The 20,643-nt window shown below is 61.7% G+C and carries 17 protein-coding genes; 9 read left to right on the top strand and 8 right to left on the bottom strand.

All coding sequences use genetic code 11. The features are described 5' to 3' along the window. Positions 1 to 59: 59 nt before the first annotated feature. From JYG37_RS28495 to JYG37_RS28535, 9 genes are all read left to right on the top strand, one after another. Entirely contained in the window at positions 60 to 1,520 is a 1,461-nt protein-coding gene (locus tag JYG37_RS28495) for a hypothetical protein (RefSeq protein ID WP_213346264.1), read from the top strand. A 33-nt stretch (positions 1,521 to 1,553) separates the two neighbouring features. Further along, positions 1,554 to 2,645: an IS630 family transposase gene (locus tag JYG37_RS28500; RefSeq protein WP_176017029.1), complete on the top strand. Its 1,092-nt coding sequence runs from the start codon at positions 1,554 to 1,556 to the stop codon at positions 2,643 to 2,645. Next, positions 2,615 to 3,031 carry a hypothetical protein gene (locus JYG37_RS28505; protein ID WP_213346266.1) on the top strand — a complete coding sequence of 139 codons (417 nt, stop codon included), beginning with the start codon at positions 2,615 to 2,617 and terminating at the stop codon, positions 3,029 to 3,031. The genes JYG37_RS28500 and JYG37_RS28505 overlap by 31 nt, the downstream gene beginning before the upstream one ends. 29 nt (positions 3,032 to 3,060) lie before the next feature. After that, positions 3,061 to 4,221, top strand: coding sequence for an IS30 family transposase (locus JYG37_RS28510; protein WP_124632026.1), 1,161 nt, complete (start codon positions 3,061 to 3,063; stop codon positions 4,219 to 4,221). Beyond that, positions 4,218 to 6,824, top strand: coding sequence for a hypothetical protein (locus tag JYG37_RS28515; protein WP_213346267.1), 2,607 nt, complete (start codon positions 4,218 to 4,220; stop codon positions 6,822 to 6,824). The genes JYG37_RS28510 and JYG37_RS28515 overlap by 4 nt, the downstream gene beginning before the upstream one ends. A gap of 398 nt (positions 6,825 to 7,222) precedes the next feature. Next, the gene (locus tag JYG37_RS28520; protein ID WP_050012416.1) at positions 7,223 to 8,257 is read left to right on the top strand and encodes a LysR family transcriptional regulator; all 1,035 of its coding nucleotides are present in this window, start codon (positions 7,223 to 7,225) and stop codon (positions 8,255 to 8,257) included. A gap of 160 nt (positions 8,258 to 8,417) precedes the next feature. Beyond that, positions 8,418 to 8,798 carry a response regulator transcription factor gene (locus JYG37_RS28525; RefSeq protein WP_050012417.1) on the top strand — a complete coding sequence of 127 codons (381 nt, stop codon included), beginning with the start codon at positions 8,418 to 8,420 and terminating at the stop codon, positions 8,796 to 8,798. 30 nt (positions 8,799 to 8,828) lie between these two features. Beyond that, positions 8,829 to 10,727: a PAS domain-containing sensor histidine kinase gene (locus JYG37_RS28530; protein ID WP_050012418.1), complete on the top strand. Its 1,899-nt coding sequence runs from the start codon at positions 8,829 to 8,831 to the stop codon at positions 10,725 to 10,727. Beyond that, positions 10,724 to 11,368: a response regulator transcription factor gene (locus tag JYG37_RS28535; RefSeq protein ID WP_050012419.1), complete on the top strand. Its 645-nt coding sequence runs from the start codon at positions 10,724 to 10,726 to the stop codon at positions 11,366 to 11,368. Before JYG37_RS28530 ends, JYG37_RS28535 begins: the two co-directional genes overlap by 4 nt. A gap of 92 nt (positions 11,369 to 11,460) precedes the next feature. Here JYG37_RS28535 and JYG37_RS28540 read toward each other — a convergent pair whose 3' ends face one another. The 8 genes from JYG37_RS28540 to nfsB form a co-directional block, all read right to left on the bottom strand. Next, on the bottom strand, positions 11,461 to 12,789 hold the full coding sequence (locus JYG37_RS28540) for an MFS transporter (RefSeq protein WP_050012420.1): 1,329 nt from the start codon (positions 12,787 to 12,789) through the stop codon (positions 11,461 to 11,463). Positions 12,790 to 13,287: 498 nt separating this feature from the next. Continuing rightward, entirely contained in the window at positions 13,288 to 14,652 is a 1,365-nt protein-coding gene (locus JYG37_RS28545; protein ID WP_050012421.1) for an FAD-dependent oxidoreductase, read from the bottom strand. Between the two features lie 77 nt (positions 14,653 to 14,729). Next, positions 14,730 to 16,163: a catalase gene (locus JYG37_RS28550; protein ID WP_050012422.1), complete on the bottom strand. Its 1,434-nt coding sequence runs from the start codon at positions 16,161 to 16,163 to the stop codon at positions 14,730 to 14,732. A 102-nt stretch (positions 16,164 to 16,265) separates the two neighbouring features. Beyond that, the gene (locus tag JYG37_RS28555; protein WP_050012423.1) at positions 16,266 to 17,027 is read right to left on the bottom strand and encodes an SDR family oxidoreductase; all 762 of its coding nucleotides are present in this window, start codon (positions 17,025 to 17,027) and stop codon (positions 16,266 to 16,268) included. Positions 17,028 to 17,084: 57 nt separating this feature from the next. Continuing rightward, on the bottom strand, positions 17,085 to 17,885 hold the full coding sequence (locus JYG37_RS28560; RefSeq protein WP_089489585.1) for an SDR family NAD(P)-dependent oxidoreductase: 801 nt from the start codon (positions 17,883 to 17,885) through the stop codon (positions 17,085 to 17,087). A gap of 294 nt (positions 17,886 to 18,179) precedes the next feature. Continuing rightward, positions 18,180 to 18,941, bottom strand: a complete 762-nt coding sequence (locus JYG37_RS28565) for a glycine betaine ABC transporter substrate-binding protein (protein WP_089489584.1) — start codon at positions 18,939 to 18,941, stop codon at positions 18,180 to 18,182. Between the two features lie 28 nt (positions 18,942 to 18,969). Further along, the gene (locus tag JYG37_RS28570) at positions 18,970 to 19,893 is read right to left on the bottom strand and encodes a DMT family transporter (protein ID WP_050012426.1); all 924 of its coding nucleotides are present in this window, start codon (positions 19,891 to 19,893) and stop codon (positions 18,970 to 18,972) included. 89 nt (positions 19,894 to 19,982) lie between these two features. Then, the gene (nfsB, locus tag JYG37_RS28575) at positions 19,983 to 20,636 is read right to left on the bottom strand and encodes an oxygen-insensitive NAD(P)H nitroreductase (RefSeq protein WP_089489583.1); all 654 of its coding nucleotides are present in this window, start codon (positions 20,634 to 20,636) and stop codon (positions 19,983 to 19,985) included. Between the last annotated feature and the right edge of the window lie 7 nt (positions 20,637 to 20,643).

The following is a 20,643-nucleotide window of genomic DNA, read 5'->3' on the forward strand; positions in this document are numbered from 1 at the left end:
GCGCCTCCCGTGGCCAATCGCCCTCAACAGAGACCTACTGCCGCTGCGCACCTATACCAATGACCGCCATCCCGCTGAATCGCCAGTTTTATGAATGGCGAGAAAATACAGATCCGCTCGCCCGTTCACGGTTTCGGGCCGCGGCTGGCTTGTCGAATGGCTTGCTGGGTTGGTCCGAGCTTATTGCTAAGCGCCGCGTCGTTATCCTAGCTGAGGCAGGTAGTGGCAAGACCGTGGAACTGTCCGAGCAAGCACGCCAGCAGACGGCTGCAGGCAGATTTGCTGTCTACGCGACTGTTCAAGATGTTGGTCGCGACGGGCTCGATAAGGCTTTGCGGCCTGCCGACCGGCAACGGTTAAATGATTGGCGCAACAGCAATGAACCGGGATGGTTTTTCATTGACTCCATTGATGAGGCGAAACTCGACAATATCCGCCTGGAAAGAGCGCTGCGACAAATTGCTGAAGGGATTGCCGGTGGAGAGAGCCGCGCCCACATCGTTCTGTCCGGACGGCACACTGATTGGGAATTCGCGCGCGATGCGCAGCGGCTGAACGACGAACTGCCACTGCCCCACGACAACCCCGCCGATCCTCTTCCCCCGCTCGGAACGCTGGTCCGCCGCGTCCTCCGCCGCGAAAAACGCCCAGAACCGACGCCGGCTGAAACGCCTCTCATCGTGGTGATGGCCCAGCTCGATACCGAGCAGGTACGGACTTATGCCGCAGCCAAAAACGCCCCGAACCTCGAAGGGCTAATGGACGCTATCGAGGCTGCGAGCCTATGGGGATTCGCGTGCCGGCCGCTAGACCTAGACTGGATCGTGAGCTACTGGGACAGCCACGGGCACCTTGGCAGCTTCACCGTGATGACGGAAGTGGGCCTGCGTGAACGACTCCAGGAAACAGACCCGGAACGCGGTCGCCGGGATAGCCTTGACACCGAGCGCGCTAAACAGGGCCTAGAACGGATCGGTGCAGCCCTCGTGTTTGGACGGCAGACGACCGTCGCAATACCGGATAACGATACCCGGCTCGAAACCGAAGGAAGCGTAGCCAAGATCGACGACGTGCTTCCGGACTGGTCTAGCGAAGATCGGATGAAACTGCTCACGAGGCCGGCATTCGACCCAGCGACTTTCGGCCGCGCCAGATTGCACAACGACAACGAAGGCGTGGTGCGCGCCTATCTTGCGGCACGTTGGCTGCAGCGGTTGCGGCGTGCAAACCTCCCGCAACGCCGACTGCATGATCTGCTTTTTTCACGGACCTACGAAGTCGAGTTGGTCAAGCCTTCGATGTTGGAAACGGCGGCTTGGCTTGCTCTCTGGGACGAAAGCGTCGCCAGGGAGGTTGTGCGTCGCGCGCCCTTTCTGCTGTTCACCGCAGGAGACCCGGCAAGCCTTTCTCTTGAAACACGGCAAACATTGCTCACGGCGCTGGTGGAGCGGATGCGCCGGGAGGAAGAAGTGCCACACCTAGTGTCCTGTTCCGTTGTTAACCGGTCTATGTTCACGTAGCATGTTGACGTCAACGGAACGGGAGACGTCAGCATGGCGATGGGACGACCGAAGGCGGAACTGGTGCTGAGCGAAGACGAGCGTTCGCAACTGACATCGATAGCGCGTTCTCGCTCGATTTCGGCTGCGCTGGTCTCGCGGGCGCGCATCGTGCTGGCGGCGGCTGACGGCGAGCCCAACAGCGCGATCGCGCAACGCCTGCAACTCACACGTACCACGGTGGGCAAGTGGCGTCTGCGGTTTCTGGAGCAGCGAATCAACGGACTCTACGACGAAGTACGTCCCGGCAAGCCACGCACCATCGACGACGAACGGCTGGCCCAACTGATTCACAAGACCCTGCACACGAAGCCGGCAGATGGATCCACTCACTGGAGCGTGCGCACGATTGCCGCCGAAACCGCCATCTCGCCGACGAGCGTGCACCGCTACTTCAAACTGCTGGGTCTGCAGCCGCACCGAAGTGAAAGCTTCAAGCTCTCGACCGATCAGTTCTTCATCGAGAAACTGCGCGATGTGGTCGGCTTGTACCTCAGTCCGCCGGAGAACGCTCTGGTGCTGTGCGTGGACGAGAAGAGCCAATGTCAGGCGCTCGAGCGCACGCAACCCATGCTGCCGATGGGTTTCGGCTACGTTGAAGGCGTCACTCACGATTACGTCCGTCATGGCACCACGACGCTGTTTGCCGCCCTGAATGTGCTCAATGGCGCCGTGCTCGCTACCTGCAAGCCGCGTCATCGACATCAGGAATTCCTGTCGTTTCTGCGCGAAATCGACAAGGCCGTGCCAGCCGAACTCGACGTGCACTGCATCGTCGACAACTACGGCAGTCACAAGCATCCGAAGGTCAAGGCGTGGCTGGCGGCACGCCCCCGCTGGCATATGCATTTCATTCCCACCTACAGTTCGTGGCTCAACCAGGTCGAACGCTTCTTTGCGCTGATCACCGACAAAGCGATCCGTAGAGGCTCGTTCGGCTCGGTCAAACAACTGGTCAAGCGAATCGATCAATTCGTCTCCCACTACAACGAAAACTGCAAACCCTTCGTCTGGACCGCGTCAGCCGATTCGATCCTCGAAAAGCTGCATCGACTTTGCTCGCGAATCAGCGGAACAGGACACTAGATCTGAGTAGCCTTGCGCGATTTGCTCAGCCGGATATCGCGACGACGCTGCGCGGCATCTGGGCGGCGGACAAGGAACACGACGAAATTCGACGCTTCGTGTTGCGCTTGATTTGGTTGGGCAAGATCAAAGATTGTGTTGATCTGGCGGTCGCCGCGTCGTTCGGCCGATACCAAGATCTCTACACAGCCATCACCGCCGGTCGCGCTCTTCTTGCTGCTGGTGGTGAAGCCGCACACAGAGACTATGCCGAATACATCAAGATGCAGTGTGCATCAATCTCGCCAACAGTCGTCCGGGAAGCCGTCGAGGACTTGTTCCCGCGACTGCTCGGTGTCGATGACCTGCTGGCGATGCGGATTCAACCGGTCGATGCAACACACTAGAATCTGCGCAAGCAGTGGAGGTGTTGCAAATGAAGCAGAGGCCGAGGATCTACTATTCTGAGAGTCAGAAAGCACTCATGTGGGACCGCTGGCGCAAAGGTGAAACGATTCATCAAATTGCCAAACTGTTCGATCGGGGCCACTCTTCGATACAGCGGATCCTGTCAGAGGCCGGCGGCATCGAGCCACCGCAAAGACATCGCGCACCGCAGACATTGACGCTCGCGGAACGCGAGGAAATCTCTCGCTGCCTGGTAAGCGGATTATCGATTCGGTCTATCGCGGCCAAGCTGGGACGTGCTCCTTCCACGATCAGCCGCGAGCTGCAGCGCAACGGAGGCAGCCAAGGTTATCGAGCGAGCCGGGCGGATGAGCTCGCCTGGGATCGGGCACGTCGCCCGAAGATTTGCAAATTAGTGAGCAATCAGACGCTGGCGCGAGTTGTCGCTGCAAAGCTGAAGCTGCAGTGGTCCCCTGAGCAGATTTCTGGTTGGCTCAAGCATACGTATGCCGTCAACAAGGACCATCTGGTGTCACACGAGACGATCTATCGGAGCCTCTATATTCAAGCTCGCGGTGCCCTGAAAAAGGAATTGCTTGAACACTTGCGACGCTCTCGAGCGATGCGCCGGTCTCGCCATCACACATTGAAAACCGAAGACCGCACGAACATTCGCGACGCTGTATCGATCAGTGAACGCCCCGCGACGGCGGAGGATCGCGCGATACCCGGGCACTGGGAAGGTGACTTGCTGTTTGGCAACGCGACCAGCCAGATTGCGACTCTTGTCGAACGTCAGAGTCGATACGTGATGCTGGTAAAAGTAGCCGGTAAGGATTCCGAGGCTGTGGTCAACGCGCTGATACGACACGCCAGCAAGTTACCTCGAGAACTATATAAATCGCTGACCTGGGACAGGGGCACGGAAATGGCTGATCACAAACGCTTTACCGTGGCGACCAAGATCCAGGTCTATTTCTGCGATCCGCAGAATCCGTGGCAACGCGGCTCGAATGAAAACATGAACGGACTGCTGAGGCAGTACTTCCCGAAAGGCACCGACGTCTCTGCCTATTCCCAAGCCCAACTCGACGCTGTAGCGAGGCGTCTCAACGAGCGTCCGCGTAAGACGCTAAACTTTGACACACCCGCCCAGCGGTTCCATCAATCTGTTGCATCGACCGGTTGAATCCGCAGATCCTGGCGGTCATTCACCTGGGTGACGCCGAGGGCGGTGGCTTCAGATTCGATTGGGACGGGGCAAAGCTCGTCGAGCGGCTGACGAGCGCGGCTGACCTGACTCGATTGATTGAAGGGCTCTTGCAACAGCTAGAAGCGGAGCCGGAAGTAGGTATTGGCGAAAGATCGCCAAGGCATGAGCAGTACGCTACGGCGCTCGGCGTGGCAGCACAGCGTCTACTGGATTTGTCACCATCCAATGTATCGCCAACCGCAGCGATCGACGCAGTGCTGTGTATCGGTGATGGGCATCTGGACATGACGCAGCGGCAAATCAACAAGGCGGCCGATGCGGTCGAACTGTTGCATCGTACGCCGGAGCGCCGTCGTGCCGTCTTCTGGCGAGCTGCCGACCGACTGGGCAACCACAAAAATCTGTCGGGACGCCCGTTGCTCTACTCTTTCCAAATGAAGTTTCTTGGCTGGCCGCCTGGGCTGGTGCTCGACGACATCGATTGGCTTTTGACCGACGGTGCATCTCGGCCGCTCGCTACTGAGCGGCAACTGGCTATCAACACTGCGCTCAATCTCTGGCTCACGGCTGGCGAGCCAGAGGCGTTGAAGGCACGCATTGCTGGCGTCGCCGCAACGGACACGGAAATGCAAGCAGCTTATATCGAATGGATGACTCCACGCATCAAGTCGGCGGAAGAAATCAAGAGCGAAGAAGAGTTGGCAGAGGCTATTCTGGAAAGCGAGCACAGACAGGTTGAGCAGGAGCAGTCGTGGGTCGACTTCATCGCGGATCTGCAGGCAAATCCGGCGCAGCTGCATCACCTGCACCCCATCACACCGAAGGGCGTTGACAACCGGATTTATAGCCTTTGGCAGTTGCTTAGTGAGGCCACCAGCAGCAATTCGCGCTACGCGATCGACAGCGTCGCGCCCATTAAAGAACTGGCCGGAGAGGAAGTCGCGGCAGCGTTTACCGCCGGGCTTGCCGAGATTTGGCGAGCCTGGAAACCGACACTGCATAGTGCGCGTCCGCCCGGCGAACGCAACCTGATCAGCTCGATTGATTGTCTGGGCATCGCCGGGGTTTCGATTGAAGCGGCGGCACGGGCAGATTGGGCGCTGCATCTGACCGAGCAGCAAGCAATTCGTGCCGCTGAATACGCGACGCTGGAACTCAACGGTTTTCCCGATTGGACCACAGCGCTAGCTGCAGTCTGGCCTGCCGCGGTAGAGAAGGTGTTCGCGCAAGAGGCGACAAGCAACCTGGACGACCCCACGCCACCAGGACATTATCAAATCGTGGAGGCCATCAGCCGCAGCGATGAAAGCCTGACTCGCCTGATGGCTCCCTCCCTGTGGCGCGAACTGCAGGCTCGATCTGATCTGAATTGTGTTGCGCTGCGTCCAGTTCTGTTCATCCTCAAGCGCGGCTTGCCAGCAGACACAAAGCGGGCGTTCTACACATTGGTGCTTGACAGGTTCCAGTCTTCAACGGACCCGCAAGTCAGTGCGCAATACTTGGGAGCCGCATATGCGATCGACGTGCAAGGTGCGACGGACACATTGATGGCAAAGCTCGATCTGCTGGGCGAGGCTCAGAAGACAGTGCTCGTCGAGCGTGTATTGCCCCAGATATTCGGTTCGCGCTGGTCGCGGTCGGCACCGCCGGACGCGCATCTCGATGTAGCAACCCTGGAGCGTCTGGTCATGCTCGCGTATCGCATAGTGCGAGTGGAAGAGGATCGTGACCGCACGAACAATGGCGTGTTTTCGCCAGACGAACGCGACGATGCGCAAGATGCACGTTCAGCGGCATTCACAGCTTTGGTCAGCACACCGGGACATGCCACCTATGCCGCTATCCTTCGCTTGATGGATGAACCCAATTTCCCGGTGGCTCGATCACGTCTGCTCGCACTAGCGCGAGAACGGGCTGCCAATGACGCGGAGCAGACAGCCTGGCGTGCGGATGAGCCGCTCCGCTATGAGCAGCAGTTTGAGAGGCAGCCAGTGACTGGCCACGAACTGCAGCTTATGGCGATGCAGCGCTTAGAAGACTTGCAACACGATCTTGTCCATGGCGATTTCCAGCAGGGCACGACCTTGAGTGCACGGCCTGACGAAGCCGCTGTGCAGAACTGGATGGCTGATCGGTTAAGACAAATGCAGGGAACTGCCTATTCGATCGAGCGCGAAGTGCGCGTAGCAGGTGAGAAGGAACCAGACCTGCGTTTCAGAGCGAAGGCCAGCGATGCAAATGTGGCCACTGAAATCAAGGTCGCGGAGAGTTGGACGATGCAGCAGCTTGAGGAAGCGCTGGTCAGCCAGCTATGCGGGCAATATCTGCGCGCGCAAAATGGCCGCGAAGGCATCCTTCTCTTGGTGCATCAGAAGCCGCGGCCAAAGGGCTGGGAACTGCCCGACGGCACCTACTTGAATTTTGAGGGGGTGGTACAGCGGCTGCTCACTTTGGCCGTACGTATCCGAAGCGAATCGGCAGCGGGCCCGCATCCCGAAATCTGCGTCGTCGATGTCTCTACCTGCGCTCGGCCCGTCAAACCTTCCAAGTCGGTACCTAAGCGGTCGGGTAGAGACTAACTGAGAAGCGAGCGTCGGTTCGCAAAAGGGCCTTTTGGCCGGCTCGAGAACGGCCACCCGGTGTCGCTGCGTGGCTGTTCGCAGACATCGCCGAACAGCATGATAATGAGATAAAAAGGAACCTTATCACCATGGCACGATCGGCTGCTCAAACTCCGCTGTCGCAAAACGCGTGGCTCCGGCCGCGCGGCAGTAGCATCGCCGGAACCCGAGCCGCCGACCTGTTTCATTTGGCCCGGGAATCCCAAGCGGGCCACGATTTCATCGCGCTGCGTCAGCCGTGCGCCTCGTAACACCATCGTATAAGGATTAAGCTCCCACGAGGTGATATTGCCGGGGCCGACTGTTCTCTAGACTTCTGGTTAATCCTTCTACCGCAACGATTTCCGGAGAACAGCATGGACCGTACCCTGCACGCGATGTCAGTGTTTAGTCACGTCGCCCGACTGGGCAGTTTCACTGCAGCGGCCGAGATGCTCGGTATCAGCGCGGCGTCGGCCAGCACGCTAGTCCGGAGACTGGAGGAGCATCTCGGCGTGACGTTGCTTCAGCGCTCGACCCGCTGTGTTCGGCTGACCACCGAGGGCGCGCAGTATCAGGAGCACTGCCAGCGCATTCTCGGCGAGATCGAGCACATGCAGCAGCAACTCAGCGGCGCGGGGAAGATCGCGCGCGGTCGGTTGGCCGTGGACGTCGACCAGGAAGTCGCACATTCTGTTTTGCCGTTCGTGCCGGCGTTTCACGCAACTTACCCGGAAGTGGGCCTGCGCGTGGACGTAGGTGGGGATGCGGACGGCCTGATCGCGAACGGCGTGGACTGCGCAGTCGTCGTCGGGCAGCTTGCCGATTCGTCGCTGCGCAGCCGGCGCGTCGGGAATTTTCACGTGGTGACCGTCGCGAGCCCGGACTATCTGCGCGTTCGCGGCACGCCGGCCGACCCCGACAGCCTGCATTGTCACGACGTCATCCATTACACCCCGCGGCGCTTCGGCCCGGCCCGGGAATTCCGCTACACCGTCGACGGCGCGGAATCGCGGCTCAGGCTGGCGGAGCGCATTTGCGTCAATGACGTCCGTTCCGCCGTTCGCTATGCAGTGGAGGGCGTCGGCATCGCCCAGGTGAGCGAGCGCATGGTGGCGGACGAACTCGCCGAAGGAACGCTCGTCGTCATCCTTGACGAATATGCTCCGCCGCCGCTGCCGATTTCCGTTCTGTATCCGGACCGGCGGCAGGTGCCCATGTCGATTCGGGCGTTCATCGACTGGATTCAGGCCCAGCTCCGCGATCTGGAGATCGCAAGTTTCGACAGCGCTCCCGCGATCGGCGGCGGGCGCGACGCGGCACCGTACTGGAGCGTCGCCGACGGCCGCAAGGAGGCGCCGTTCATTCCGACGGGTTTGCAGCGCCTTGGGGCGGCGGCCCCGACCGCGTAGCCGGTGCCGGCAGCGCGCGAGCGTGCTCGCCGAGGCCATACTTAAACCGAAGTATAGTTTGCGCGCCGCATGCCGGCAGCATACGATTCGGTCGAGCCGTCGACCTGAAATGTTCGCGTTCTCGAAATTGTTACTGAATGGAAGGTCAAGGACCGCTCGTATGCCCAACCAAGGTATTGTTTCCATCGTCGATGATGACCGGTCCATCCGCAGAGCCACGCGAAGCCTCGTTCGCTCGCTCGGCTGGGAAGTCAGGGTCTATGAGTCCGGCGAGGAATTCCTTGACGCCGACCTGATCATGGACGTCGCGTGTATCATTTCGGACGTCCAGATGAAGGGCATCACCGGGCTGGAGATGTATGAGGCGCTTCTCGAGCGCGGGCCGGCCCCACCCGTGATCTTCATCACAGCTTTTCCATCCGAAGCCACCCGCGAGCAAGCGATGAAGCTTGGCGCGATCTGCGTATTCAGCAAACCGGTGGATCCGGCGCAGATCAAGCAGCGCCTCGAGGATATCGGCTCGGAGCGCAATCGGACGTGATCCGGAAATCCGTCTTTACCGAGTGACTTTATGAACAACGATCGCCAGGCGGGCGATGGCCGCGGCGCATACCTGGATCCGGTCATAGCGCCGGCCGAACTCGCGGCGGCGCGTGCGTCGGCGCTCGGGCCCAATCTCCAGACGCAGCTCCGGAACAGTCAGCCCGCGGTGTACGCGGTAGCGATTGCGCTCGGCCTCGCGGTATTCCTCGTCGACGCATTTGCGCCCGTCGACGTCGCCGTCGCCGTGCTGTATGTCGTCGTGGTCCTGCTGGTCGCGTCGGTCGCGTCTCAAACGGTCACCGTCGGTGTGGCGTGGGCCTGCGTATCCCTGACGGTCCTCGGATTCCTTCTCGCCCAGAGCGATCAGATCGCAGTCAGTTCTCTCGCGCGCTGTATCGTCAGCGTCATTGCGATCGTGACCGTCTCTGCTTTGGCATTGCGCAATCAGAGCAGCCGGGCGACGCTGCAGAACCAGGTCGACTTGCTCAACCTGACTCACGATGCGATCGTGGTGTACGGGCTCGACGGGCGTATCCGCTTCTGGAGCAAGGGCGCGGAGCGCCTGTACGGATGGGGCGCACCGGAAGCGTTCGGCAAAGCGTTCCACGAGTTGACGCACACCGGCGCCGCATTGCCGATTGCGGAGCTGATCGAGAAGACGGTGGCGGACGGCAACTGGCAGGGCGAGCTGACGCGCATTCGCAAGAACGGCGAACGCGTCGTGATTTCGAGTCGGTGGATCGTGTCACGTGACAAGTCGGGCCTGCCGATCGCGATCCTGTCCACCGATAGCGACATCACGCAGGCGAAATCGCTGGAAGCCGAGCTGCGCCGCCAGAAAGAGGAACTCGTGGCCACCGTCGACGCGATTCCCGCGATGGTGTGGAGCACGGACGAAGACGGGCGCCTGCTGTATCTCAATCGGCGCTGGACGGATTACGGCGTGCGGACCATTGACGGCACGGATGTATGGCGCGATATCGTTCATCCCGACGACATCGAGACGCTGCGCGCAGCGTGGCACGATGCGATTTCTTCCGGCAGCCCGTTCGAGGTCACCGCGCGCGTCCAGCTCGGCAGCGGCGAGTATCGTTGCATGATCGTCGGTGCCGCGCCATTGCGCGGTGAAGACGGCCGGATCCTGCGCTGGTACGGCGTCAACACGGACATCGAGGAGCGGCGGCAGGCCGAGCAGGCGCTCGAGCGATCGCGCTCGGAACTGGCGCATGTCACGCGCGTCACGATGCTGGGGGAGCTGGCGGCTTCGATCGCGCATGAGGTCACTCAGCCGCTGGCGGCGATCGTCACGTCCGGCGAGGCGGGGTTGCGCTGGCTCGACCACGACGTGCCGGATCTCGTCGAGGTGCGCGATTCCTTCGAACAGATCACCGACGACGCGAGACGGGCGACGGACATCATTCGGCAGATTCGGGCGATGGCCAAGCGAAGAGACCGGGACGACGCGCTCGTCGACGTGACGTCCATCGTCGAGCAATCCGTCGATCTCATGCGTCGGGAGCTGCAGAGTCACGGCGTCGAGGTCGCGCGGGCCGGTGAACCGTCTCTTTGGGTCCGCGGGGATCGCGTGCAGTTGCAGCAAGTCATCATCAACCTGCTGATGAATGCCGTCCAGGCGATGAGCGGTGTCGCTGACGGCAAGCGCATCCTGACCGTGTCGACCGCGCTCGTCGACGGCGCAAACGTGCAGGTGCGCGTGGAGGATTCCGGCCCCGGCATTCGCAGCGAAGACGTCAATTCGTTGTTTACGCCTTTCTTCACCACCAAGAAGGAGGGCATGGGCATGGGGCTCTCGATTTGCCGTTCCATCGTCGAGGGGCATGGCGGCCGCATCTGGGCCGAGTCGCAGGAAAACAAGGGGGCATTGATGCAGTTCGTTCTACCGCTTGAAGGAATCACTCAGCCATGAGCCAGGGTCCCGATCTCATCGCAACACACTCCGTCGTGTACGTCGTCGACGATGACGATTCCATGCGAACAGCGCTCGGCCGGCTGTTTCGATCGGTCGGCCTGGGTGTGGAGCTCTTCGGCTCCGCGCAGGCGTTCCTTGATTTCGACAAGCCCGATGTGCCGAGTTGCCTGATTCTCGACGTTCGGCTCAAAGGACAGAGCGGGCTGGCATTGCAGGAGCAGATCGTCGCTGGCGACGTGCAGTTGCCGATCATCTTCATCACCGCTCATGGCGATGTCGAGATGTCGGTGAAGGCGATGAAAAACGGGGCGCTGGATTTCCTTTCCAAGCCCTTTCGCGACCAGGACATGCTGGACGTCGTCCAGAATGCGTTACTGAAGGACGAGAAAAGGCGCAAGTCGGAGAGCCGCGTTGCCGACGTGCGCCGCCGCTACCAGACGCTGACGCCGCGCGAGCGCGAAGTGATGAAATACGTCGTGAGCGGCCTCCTGAACAAGCAGATCGCCGCGGAGCTCGGACTCAGCGAAATCACCGTGAAGATCCATCGCGGCCACGCAATGCGGAAGATGGGCGCGCGAACCTTGCCCGAGTTCGTGCTGGGCGCGCAGTCGCTGGGGCTGGATCCCAACGCGGACTAGCGGCGTCGGTCGCGACGCGCATGGACGGTGCGCTGCGTCGGCGCAACTGCCGACGCCGATGGCCGCCCCGCGGCGTCCATCCCGGCGCGGCCCTATCTGTTGACGATGTGTTTCGGCAACGACAGCGTCAGGCACAGGCCCAGCAGCAGGCACGCGATCATGCACGAAACGGGAAGCGCAAAGCCTCCGGATGACTGTTTGAGAACGCCGACCATATAAGGGCCGAAAAAGCCGCCGATGTTGCCGATCGCGCTGATCCACGCGATGCCGCTGGCGGCGTTGCTCGGGCCGAGCACCGCCGTCGGCATGCCCCAGAACACGGGCGGCAGCGACAGCAACCCCGCATTGGCGATGCACAGCGCCATGACGGTAAGCCACAGATTGCCGTGCCAGACGAGGGCGAGCGTCAGGCCCAACGCGGCCAGCAGGAACAGTGCGGCTGTATGCAGGCGCCGCTCGCGGCTGCGATCCGCACTTTGTCCGGTCATGATCATCACGACCATCGCGACCGCATTGGGCAGCGCTGCAATCAATCCGATGAAGAAATCCCGACCCACGCCGAGCGACTTAATCATCGTGGGCGCCCACAGCGTGTAGCCGTAAATGCCGACGACATCGAGGAAGTAGATCAGCCCGAATACCCAGAAGATCCAGCTGCCGAACATCGCGCTGTTGTTGGCCGATGCGGCGAGCGCGCGATCTTCGGCGAGGGTGCGGGCGAGATAGGCGCGATCGGCCTCGGTCTCGTGGCGGCTCTGGGTGACGTCGTCCTCGAGATACTTCCAGCACAGAAGCGCCGCGACGAACGCCGGCAGCGCCTCGACCATCAGCATCCATTTCCAGCCGGAAAGCCCACCGATTCCGTCGAAATATTCCATGATGAAGCCGCTCAGCGGCGATCCGATCAGGCCGGACAGCGGTAGCGCCGCGTAGAAGGTCGACAGCACCCTCACGCGATGGTATCGCGGGAACGACTGGGAGATGTAATACACGATGCCGGGGACGAGCCCGGCTTCCGCAATCCCGAGCAGATAGCGCATCACATAGAACTGCTTGGGCGTCGCGATGAAAGTCGTCAATGCCGAGACAATCGCCCAGGACAGGATGATGCGCGTGAGCCATCGCTTGGCGCCCACCCGCTGCAGGATCATGTTGCTCGGAACCTCGAACACCACGTAGCCGAGCGCGAACGTACCCGCGCCGAATCCGAACACTGCGTCGGTGAAACCCAGGTCGACCCCCATCTGGAGTTTCGCGAAGCTGACGTTGATGCGATCGACGTAGGCGGCAACATACGCAAACATGAAAATGGGCAGGATTCGCAGCGCGAGATGCCGCGAAATACGATTTTCCCGCGCTTCGTCGTTCGGGTCGTTGCTATCGACCGGATGACCGGATGCGCGCGTCGCGTTCAGATCCAAGAGGTTCCCCCGTTGCTCGGCGAGCAAGGCCGCACAAATGTGTCGACATCGACGCCAGTGAGCGTCGATATCGGATGCCAGCAGCAATTCATGTATCCACTCCACGACGCACGGCCGTGCCCGCACTTCGTTCGCGTCGGTAACGAGGCGCAGGCAATGCTGGATGAGGTGGAAGAACGGCGACTTTGCCCATCGTTCACTCGGGGCGTCCGGACCGGGACGCCGGTGTTGACGAAGGCATATTTTTCTCAGGGCCCGCGATCGCGGAACTGCCCGTGCGGCACATGACGGGCTGGCGTTGCGCGATTCGAACTCGTCCGGAGATTTTACCGGATAGTGTCGATCGCAGGAGAGCGGCTGTCAGCATTTTTATCGTGGCGGCGACGACTGAATTGGAAGCACGAAAGCCGCCGCGACGCAAAGCGCGTCGTGGCGGCACGAGCATCGGGTTGGCCCGCGTTCGGTGGGGCAAGCCAGGCAAATGGCAAAGGCACTCGCTTATTTGATGGTGGCAAAGAGCAGATTGAGGCCTTCGGCGAGAAGCGGGTGGGCGATGATGGCGTCGCGCACGGACGTGTACGGCAGGTTGCCGATCATTGCCATTTGCACGACCGACGTCACTTCGCCCGCCCCGGAGCCGACCATCGTGAAGCCCAGGATCTGTCCGGTTTCGGGCGCCACGAGTGCCTTCATGAAGCCGCGCGTCGTTCCGTTGGTGCGGGCTCTCGGTACGGCCGCCATCGGCAATTTCGCGACGATGACGGGCGTATTGCGCGCCTTGGCGTCCGCTTCGTTCAGGCCGATGCGCCCCAGTTCCGGATCGGTGAACAACGCGTACGGAATGATGCGCGCTGCCGTGCTGCCTGCACGCCCTTCGATACCGGCCTTCAGTACGCGATAGTCGTCGAACGACGCGTGCGTGAACATCGGCGTACCCGCGACCTCGCCGATCGCCCACGTTCGTTCCGCGGTGGTCGCGAGCGCCTCGTCGACCTTGATGAAGCCGCGCGCGTCGCGCTCGACGCCTGCCAGATCCAGGCCGATTTCGTCGGTGACTGGCCGCCGGCCTGCCGCGACGAGCAGATGACTGCCGTCGATCGACGTGCCGTCGTCGAGTACGACGTTGACGCCTGTACCGGATCGTCCGGTGACGCCGGTGATCCGGGCGGACAGATGCAGGGAGATGCCGTCGTCCTCGAACGCGCGCTGGATTTCGACGCTGACGTCCTCGTCCTCGCGCATGGCGACCCGCGGTGCGTCGTGAATGAGTGCGACTTCGCTGCCGAGGCGTCGAAATGCCTGCGCCATCTCCAGGCCGATGTAGCCGCCGCCGATCACGATCAGTTTCTTCGGCAACACGTCGAGGTCCAGCGCCTCCACGTGCGTGAGCGGGCTCGAATCACGCAGGCCCGGCACGTCGGGAACCGCCGCCACGGTGCCCGTGTTGATATAGACGTTCTCGCCTTCGAACAGCTGTTCGGTGCCATCGCCGGCCCGAACGAGGATGCGTCGCGGCGCGACGAATCGACCGGAACCGATCACGAGATCGAGGCCCGACTGCTCGAAAGCGCGACGGTTGATATCCACCATGCCGTCGACGACGGCGCGTACGTTCGCATGCACGCGCGACATGTCCGCAAAAGGGTGTGCGTCGGCGGATGCCGCTCGCCACGCATGCATGTTGCGTGCATTCTGAATCAACGTCTTGCTGGGGATGCAAGCGACGTTGATGCATGATCCGCCGATCATGCCGCGTTCGATGATGGCGACGCGCTTGCCGCTTCGGGCGAGATCCATCGCCAGCGATTTTCCGCCCTTGCCGCCGCCGAGGAACAGATATTCGTATTGCTTCGCGCTTTCCATGACGTTACTCCTTGATTGATCCGAGAGACGAATCCGCGAGATCGACGCGCGCCGTTTGCACGACGCGCGCGCCGGTTTTACTCTGCCCAGATAGCGGTGCGGACACCGGCGGCATACGCCGGATCGATGCGCTCGAGATGGACGAGCACTCTGTCGACCACGTCCTGCGGGACGCCGCTGATCGCCCGCCCGATGTTGGCGAACAGCCGCTCCTTCTGGTCGGCGCTGAACAGGCGGAACAGCGCGCGGGGCTGGCTGTAATAGTCGTCATCGTCGCGATGGTCGTAACGGTCGACCGTGCCTGCCTGCACCGGCGGCTCGGCCGCTGCCGGATTCGCGGCGAAGTCGCCTTGACGGCTGGGTTCGTAGTTCACGGTGCTGCCGAGGTTGCCGTCGACGCGCATCGCGCCATCGCGATGGAACGAGTGAAACGGGCAGCGCGGCGCGTTGACGGGGATCTGGTGATGATTGATGCCGAGCCGGTAGCGCTGCGCGTCGCCGTACGAAAACAGGCGCCCCTGCAGCAGGCGGTCCGGCGAAAACCCGATGCCGGGTACGATGTTTGCCGGCGTGAACGCGGCCTGCTCGACGTCCGCGAAATAGTTCTCGGGGTTCCGGTTCAGCTCGATCGTCCCGACGTCGATCAGCGGGTAATCGTTGTGCGGCCAGACTTTGGTGATGTCGAACGGGTTGTACGGCACCTTCGATGCGTCCGCTTCCGGCATCACCTGGATGCGGAAATGCCATTTGGGGAAGTTCCCGTGTTCGATCGCCTCGTAAAGATCGCGCTGCGCGGATTCGCGATCCTGGCCGACCAGACGAGCGGCTTCCGCGTCCGTATAGTTCTCGATGCCCTGCGCGGACTTGAAATGGAACTTCACGTAGAAGCGTTCGTTGGCGGCATTGACGAACGAGAACGTGTGCGAGCCGAAGCCGTGCATTTGCCGGTAGTTCTTCGGGATGCCGCGATCGCTCATCACGATCGTCACCTGATGAAGCGACTCGGGATGGCGCGACCAGAAATCCCACGCCGCGACGTTGTTGCGCAGGTTCGTGCGCGGATCGCGCTTTTGCGTGTGGATGAAATCCGGAAACTTGAGCGGGTCTCGAACGAAGAACACTGGCGTGTTGTTGCCGACGACGTCCCAGTTCCCGTCTTCCGTGTAGAACTTGATCGAGAAGCCGCGCACGTCGCGCTCCGCGTCGGCGGCGCCGCGCTCGCCCGCGACCGTCGAGAATCGCATGAAAACCGGCGTTTCCTTGCCAACCTGGTCGAAGACCTTGGCTTTCGTGTAGCGCGAGATGTCGTGCGTGACCTTCAGCGTTCCGAAGGCGCCCGATCCCTTTGCGTGTACGCGACGCTCGGGAATTACCTCGCGGTCGAAATGGGCCAGCTTTTCAACGAGCCACATGTCCTGCAGTACGACCGGGCCACGCGCGCCGGCGGTCATCGAGTTCTGGTTGTCGGATACGGGGGCGCCGGCGGCGGTCGTCAGGCTCTTGTCGGACATTGTTGTCAGCCTCAAGTCGTTTGTCGTTCGGTGAGTGATTGAATTGCGGGGGCGGAAGGCGGCGTCGCAGGGCCGCCTTCCGGAGTCCTTCTTCGCGGCGCCTCAGGCTACCGGAATGGGGTTCTCGACGAGCGCCTGATTGAACTGATCGACGAACGCATACTCGTCGGGGCCGACGTTGTTACGCAGCGGCTGCGCCATCTCGACCACGACTTCCGTCGTCGCGGTTTCGAGACGCTGGATCGTCTCGGCGATGAAGGCGTCCAGCGGCATTGCTCGCGGATCACCACTCTTGTGGATCAGATCCGTGTCGACCCACGGCGGGGCGATTTCCAGCACGCGGACACTCGTATTGCGCAACGCAAAGCGTTGCGACATCGTGTACGAATGAATGGCCGCCTTCGTCGCGGAGTAGAGCGCCGTGGCAGCAAGCGGGACGAATGCCAGTACGGAGCTGTTGTTGATGATGAACGACTCGGGTTGCGCCTTCAGATGTTCGACGAGCGCGGCGCTGACACGCACCGGACCGAGCAGGTTCGTGTTCACGAGCCGGACGGCTTGCGCGTCGTCCAGCGCACCGCCGGCGTCATCGAACGGCATGATGCCCGCGTTGTTGATCACGACGTTCAGCGTCGGATAGTCCGCGATCAGCTGTCGCGCGACACGCTCGATCTGCGTGGGGTCGCCGACGTCCAGCTCCACGGTGTCGATACCCGGATTGGCCCGAGCGATCTCGTCCAGCAACGCCTTGCGACGCCCCGCGACAATGACCTTGTTGCCACGCTTGTGAAGATTTTCTGCGAAAGCGCGGCCGATACCCGACGTGCCGCCGGTGATGAAGACAGTGTTTCCGGTGAGTTTCATGATCGGAGTTCCTTTGAATGGACGACTGGAGTGGTTGCGAAAAAAGGCTTGCTGCGCTTATTGCGCGACGGCGTAACGCGCCGCAGGGGTATTGCTCGAGAGATGGGGAATCATGACGCGGCGGGCGGCGTCGTATGCGGCCCATTCTTCTCCAGCGTGCAGCGATGGAATCGTGACGAGTTCCTGACGGTCGAAGCCGGTCAGCGCTGCGTCGACCATGTCGGAAGCCGACATGACGATCTCCTTCGGAAGGTTGTCCAGCGGGAGCCCGCCAATCTCCCAGAATTCCGTCGCCGTAGCGCCCGGGAGAACGGCCTGGACCTGCACGCCCTTGTCTGCCAGTTCGTGATGAAGGGACTGCGTGAAGGCCAGCGTGAATGCCTTGCTTCCGCCATACACGCCGTTCAGCAGCTCGGGCCCGATCGCAACGATGGACGAGATGTTGATAATCGCGCCGTGGCCGCGAGCGACGAAGCCGGGGGCTGCTGCATAGGTGAGGCGCGTCAGCGCCGTGACGTTGAGATCGATCATGCGCGTCATTGCGTCGACGTCGCTGTCGAGCAGCGGCTTATGCGTACCGACACCGGCATTGTTCACGAGCAGCGTGATGCTCGCGTCCGTGCGCAGCTTCGCTTCGATGGCGGCCAGCGCGCGCGAATCGCCGAGATCCGCGGCGATCACTTCGACACCGCGCTGCGTGTCGTCGGTAATGCGCTTCGCAAATGCGTCGAGCCGATCCTTGTTGCGTGCAACGAGAATCAGATCGAACCCGCGGCGTGCGAGTCGTTCGGCGTAGACCGCACCGATACCCGACGATGCGCCCGTGATCAGTGCGGTGCCTTTGTGTGCTTGCGTCATGATGTTGTTCCGTCGATGGTTACGAAGTGAATGACATATGCCGGGAAACGCCGAACCGGTGCGTAATCTCAGCCGGCTCGTTTCAGTCTTCTGTTTCTCGGCGATTGCGATGTAGTGCGATGCAGTTTATTGGCGAGGCGACGTGTCGATCAACGCGCTCCGCCCATAAAGTCATTTCACCCACTCCGAATATTCGTTCGCGCGAACTGCATCACGGCTGTCGACGTTCGCGGCGGTTCTGGTCGATACGCGTCGTCTACGCGTTCGTCACCGAAGGTGCTCGCCCGTGGCGCCTCAGGTCGTTCGCGGCGAACCGGTGCGTGAGAGGACATGGTCCAGACGGCTCGTTTCCCGGTTGCCGAGGCTGAGAGTGCGCAGTTCGGACAATGCGGCCAACGGGATCGCGTCAAGCGACGCATTTCTGACAATCAACGTGGCGTCGTCCGTGCCGCCGAGCAGACCCTTCGGATCCTTGAGTTCGCGGATGGTGTATTGCTCGTGAAGATACTGTGGAGTCCAAAGAGGAACCACCACCCACCGCCTTGCGGAGACGGCCTCCTCGAAGGCGCGTACACAATCGTCGAGCGTGCCGTTTTCGAAGTGATACCCTGCGTCCGCCAGGCCGTACTGCGCGACGATTTCGCGGGAAAATCTGCTGATGCCCGCACCAGGATTGATGCCCTGGATCCGCTTCACCATCCGCGACGCCACATCCGGCCGTTTCAGATCGGAGATGGAGCTCACCGCGCTTTCGGGCACGTAGTCGGGTACGCCCCACAATGCATATGGCCGGTAAAGGACGGTGATCTTGTGCACGTCCTGCTCGAACGGAGCGAGGTAGAGACTATGACTACTGGGGAGCCACGCGCTGCTCAGCATGTCGGCTTTCCCTTCCCGCAGAATCCGGAAGGCTTCTTCGTGCGGTGCGAATATTTCGTCGACCGTTACGCCATGCTCGTTCAATATCCGCCGCACGGCGCCGGAGGCCGCGCGATGGAACGACAGGTCGATGGTAACGAGCGTGAGTCTGGGTTGAGTCGGGTCGAGATCGACCATGGCATTCTTCTGGTTCAGACAATCAAGGTCAGCGTGATGCGATAGAGAGCGCGATGCCGGCCACGATGAGAACGACGCTTGCCGCGAGTCCCGTCGTGAGATGCTCGTGAAGAAAGAGGACCGACGTCATGAGGCCGACGACGGGAACGCCTAACATCGCCGTCGCCATGCTCGTACTCGACATGCGCGTGTTGGCGGCATTCACCGCGCAAAAGCAAAATGCCGTCGCGATCGGACCAATGTAGATCAGCGCCGATGTCAAGCTGAGGCTGCCGTCGCCCGTGTAGGGTCCCTCGAGCACTCCGGCAAGCACGGTGAGCGGTACGGCGGCAACAAGCATTTGCCACGGCGCGAGCACGTAGGCGCTCGACGCGCTGCGGAAATGCCGGAGATGGAGAATGCAGACCGCCCAGCAGAGCGACGCGCCGAGCAGCATGACGTGCGCGACAACGGCCTGACGGTCGTGCCAGTCGACATCGAGCGGATTGAAAAGCAGCAGGACCCCGGCCACGCCAAGCGCCGTGCCGAGTGCTTTACGCACGGACAGGTGTTCGCGAAATGCCAGCACCGACACGGGCGTCACCCAGATCGGCGTCGTATAGGCGAGCACGGCGGAACGGCCGGCGCTCACGTGGTGCAGCGCGACGGCGCTCATCGCGGTGAACGCCAACATCTGAAGCAAGCCGACGCTGGCGAGAAACGGAAGGTCGGCGCGCTTCGGCAAGCGCAGCGTTCCGGTCGCAGCTTGCACGACGAACAGGCACAGCGCCCCGGATGCGAACCTTGCTGCCGACAGCCACAGCGGTGTGACGTGTGCCAGGCCGAGCTTCATCGCCGGCCAGTTCGCACCCCACAACAAAATCGCCGCGCCCAATAACAGCGCACCGCCATATCTGGACAAGGGCACGGTCGCGGTGCGGCCGTGCGTGTCCATCCGAACAAACTCGGACATGATGACGCTCCTCGAAGTCGTGCAGCCGAGCGTGTGCGAAACGGTAGCTCGGAACGCTGCCACGCGGGCGGCAAGCCTGCTTCGGGTGATCAGATGAATGTGAATATCCGTTCGCGCGGCAGCCGCGATTTGGGCAGATCCGCGTTGAAGTCGTCGCCGCTGCGGAAACCCAGGGACACGATGACAACGCTCGTCAGGCCCTGTTCGCGCAGGCCGAGGCTCGCATCGAGCGCGCGGCTGTCGAACCCTTCCATCGGCGTTGCATCGACGCCGAGGACCGCCGCGCCGAGCAGCAGGCCGCCCAGCGCCAGGTAGACCTGCTTTTCCATCCATTGCGGCGTATCGCGCAGCTCGTATTTGTGCATGTCGACGTACGAGCGGCGGCTCTTGTTCTGCGCGGCGCGCATTTCGGCGGTCTTGAATCGACCATCCACCGATTCGCGCTCCAGAATGGCCTGAAGGTGTTCTTCGTCCATATCAGTCCGCATGCACATCGCGATGACGTGCGATGCATTGACCACCTTGGCCTCGTTGTACGCATAGGCGCCCGTTGTGGCGGCCGCGATGCGCGCGCGGCCTTCCGGTGTCGCGGCCACCACGAAGTGCCACGGTTGGGAATTCACCGAGGACGGCGACTGGTGAAGCAGCGACAGCAATGTTTCGACCTGCGTGGCGGGCAGCGACTTGCCGCCCTCGAAGGCTTTGACGGTATGGCGGGCATGAATGGCGTCGGCGAGATTCATGTGCGGG

This window comes from Burkholderia sp. LAS2 (genome assembly GCF_018417615.1).
Taxonomy (GTDB): domain Bacteria; phylum Pseudomonadota; class Gammaproteobacteria; order Burkholderiales; family Burkholderiaceae; genus Burkholderia; species Burkholderia sola.

Coding starts and splice junctions, on each gene's coding strand:
- JYG37_RS28545 (WP_050012421.1), bottom strand. CDS start 14,652: ATGGAAAGCGCGAAGCAATACGAATATCTGTTCCTCGGCGGCGGCAAG.
- JYG37_RS28520 (WP_050012416.1), top strand. CDS start 7,223: ATGGACCGTACCCTGCACGCGATGTCAGTGTTTAGTCACGTCGCCCGA.
- JYG37_RS28570 (WP_050012426.1), bottom strand. CDS start 19,893: ATGTCCGAGTTTGTTCGGATGGACACGCACGGCCGCACCGCGACCGTG.
- JYG37_RS28530 (WP_050012418.1), top strand. CDS start 8,829: ATGAACAACGATCGCCAGGCGGGCGATGGCCGCGGCGCATACCTGGAT.
- JYG37_RS28555 (WP_050012423.1), bottom strand. CDS start 17,027: ATGAAACTCACCGGAAACACTGTCTTCATCACCGGCGGCACGTCGGGT.
- JYG37_RS28525 (WP_050012417.1), top strand. CDS start 8,418: ATGCCCAACCAAGGTATTGTTTCCATCGTCGATGATGACCGGTCCATC.
- JYG37_RS28550 (WP_050012422.1), bottom strand. CDS start 16,163: ATGTCCGACAAGAGCCTGACGACCGCCGCCGGCGCCCCCGTATCCGAC.
- JYG37_RS28535 (WP_050012419.1), top strand. CDS start 10,724: ATGAGCCAGGGTCCCGATCTCATCGCAACACACTCCGTCGTGTACGTC.
- JYG37_RS28510 (WP_124632026.1), top strand. CDS start 3,061: ATGAAGCAGAGGCCGAGGATCTACTATTCTGAGAGTCAGAAAGCACTC.
- JYG37_RS28560 (WP_089489585.1), bottom strand. CDS start 17,885: ATGACGCAAGCACACAAAGGCACCGCACTGATCACGGGCGCATCGTCG.
- JYG37_RS28495 (WP_213346264.1), top strand. CDS start 60: ATGACCGCCATCCCGCTGAATCGCCAGTTTTATGAATGGCGAGAAAAT.
- nfsB (WP_089489583.1), bottom strand. CDS start 20,636: ATGAATCTCGCCGACGCCATTCATGCCCGCCATACCGTCAAAGCCTTC.
- JYG37_RS28565 (WP_089489584.1), bottom strand. CDS start 18,941: ATGGTCGATCTCGACCCGACTCAACCCAGACTCACGCTCGTTACCATC.
- JYG37_RS28500 (WP_176017029.1), top strand. CDS start 1,554: ATGGCGATGGGACGACCGAAGGCGGAACTGGTGCTGAGCGAAGACGAG.